Annotated in this window: 2 protein-coding genes; one reads left to right on the top strand and one right to left on the bottom strand. The window is 74.6% G+C overall.

The window, feature by feature from the left end; genetic code table 11:
- A partial coding sequence (locus AB0J68_RS31760; RefSeq protein ID WP_363942529.1) for an asparagine synthase-related protein occupies positions 1–680 on the top strand: 680 nt, incomplete at its 5' end.
- A gap of 10 nt (positions 681–690) precedes the next feature.
- Here the strand turns inward: AB0J68_RS31760 and AB0J68_RS31755 are convergent.
- Positions 691–1,830 (bottom strand): glutamate--cysteine ligase, encoded by a 1,140-nt coding sequence (locus AB0J68_RS31755; protein WP_355065185.1) that lies wholly within the window; start codon positions 1,828–1,830, stop codon positions 691–693.
- Between the last annotated feature and the right edge of the window lie 53 nt (positions 1,831–1,883).

Here is a 1,883-nt window from a genome sequence, read left to right as displayed (position 1 = left end):
CCGGGCAGGGCGCCGACGAGGTGTTCGCCGGCTACGGCTACCACCAGCCGCTGACCCAGACGCCCCGCCACGGCGCCGCCGAGACGTTCGCCGCCGCGTTCTTCGACCGTGGCCACGACGAGCTGCGCGCCATCGTCGGCCCGGCGTACGCGCTGGAGCGCGACGCCAGCCGTGACCTGCTCACCGACCACCTCGCCGCGCCCGGGGCGCAGACCGCGCTGGACGCCGTCCTGCGCCTGGACACCCACCTGATGCTCCCCGACGACCCGGTGAAGCGGGTGGACAGCATGTCCATGGCCTGGGGGCTGGAGGTGCGTACACCGTTCCTCGACCAGGACCTGGTCACCCTCGCCGCGCGCTGCCCACCGGAGCACAAGGTGGCCCAGGGCGGCAAGGGCGTGCTCAAGGAGGTCGCCCGGGAGGTGCTGCCGGCCGAGGTGGTCGACCGGCCGAAGGGCTACTTCCCGGTGCCGGCGCTGCGCAACGTGGACGGGCCGGTGCGCGAGCTGGTCGCCGAAGCGTTGCAGGCCCCGGTCGCGCGCGAGCGGGGCCTGTTCCGCCCCGAGTACGTGGCGCGGCTGCTCGCCGAGCCGGACCGGGCCGAGGCCGCGGCGGGCAGCAACAAGCTGTGGCAGCTCGGTCTGCTGGAACTGTGGTTGCAGACCCACGACATCCGTTGAGAACCGTTGGTCAGCCAGCGGCGGTGTGGGCGGCGAGGTCGTCGATGACCGCGCGCAGGTCGCCGGTGTGCTCCAGCACCCGTCGCTGTCGGGTCGCGCCGGTGCCGTCGCGGCGCAGCCGGGCCAGTTGGGCCAGCACGTAACCGAGATCGCCGTGACGCAGCAGCGCCGGGGCGATCACCGCCATCAGCTCGTCCACCAGGTCCCAGGCCGGTCGGGCGCCGCCGGCGCGCAGGTCGATCAGCTCGCCGTCCAGGCCGTCGTGGGCCGCCCGCCAGTGCGCCGCGGCGACGAGGCAGTCGCGCACGGGCGGGGCGAGCACCCCGGCGCGTACGTCGTCGGCCAGTGTCGCGACCAGGCTGCGGACCAGGGCGGCGACCAGCACGGCGTCGTCCACGGTCGGACAGACGTCACCGACACGGACCTCCACTGTCGGGTACGCCGACGACGGCCGGGCGTACCAGTAGACCATCGCCGCGTCCAGCATGATGCCGGCGGCGATCAGCTCGTCGACGGTGCGGTCGTAGTCGGCGGCGGAGTCGAAGTACGGCGTGGGGCCGATGCTGGGCCAGCGCTCCAACTGCATCGACCGCCAGCTGGCGTGACCGGTGTCGTACCCGTCGTGCAGCGGCGAGTTGGTGGTGATCGCCTGCACCACCGGCAGCCACACCCGCAGGTGGTTGCAGACCTGCACGGCCAGCTCCCGGTCCGGCAGCCCGACGTGCACGTGACAGCCGCAGACCGCCGGATCGTGCGCCACCGGCCCGTACCGGCGGGACATGGCGTGGTAGCGCGGCCGGTCGGGCACCGTCCGGTGCGGCTCGGCCACCGGGGTGGCGCCGACCGCCACGAGCCGGGCCCCGGCCACGGCGGCGGCCTCGACGGCGGAGCGGCGCAGCGCCACCAGGTGGGTGCGCAGCTCGGTGAGGTCGGCGCAGACCGGGGTGACCATCTCCACCATGCTGTGCCGGAACTCCTGGCGGCCCTGGTCGCGGGCCGGGCCGCGCAGCGCCGCCAGCACCTGGTCGGCCACCGGCAGGTTCCGGCCGCTGTCCGGGTCGAGCAGCAGGAACTCCTCCTCGACGCCCAGGGTGAGGGTGAGGGTGCCGAGGTCGGGCACGGTGTCGACGGTCGCCGGTCGGTACGCCATGGCCGCCTCCATCCGCTGCTGCGGCCAGGGGTGGAAACCCCGGCCGACGGGCG

Source organism: Micromonospora sp. NPDC049580, from assembly GCF_040675595.1.
Taxonomy (GTDB): domain Bacteria; phylum Actinomycetota; class Actinomycetes; order Mycobacteriales; family Micromonosporaceae; genus Micromonospora.
Note: the sequence above shows the minus strand (reverse complement) of the source record. Positions and strands in the feature narration are given on the sequence as shown.

What these genes read in the sequence shown, in the direction of transcription:
- AB0J68_RS31755 (WP_355065185.1), bottom strand. Translation starts at nt 1,830, where the DNA reads ATGGCGTACCGACCGGCGACCGTCGACACCGTGCCCGACCTCGGCACC.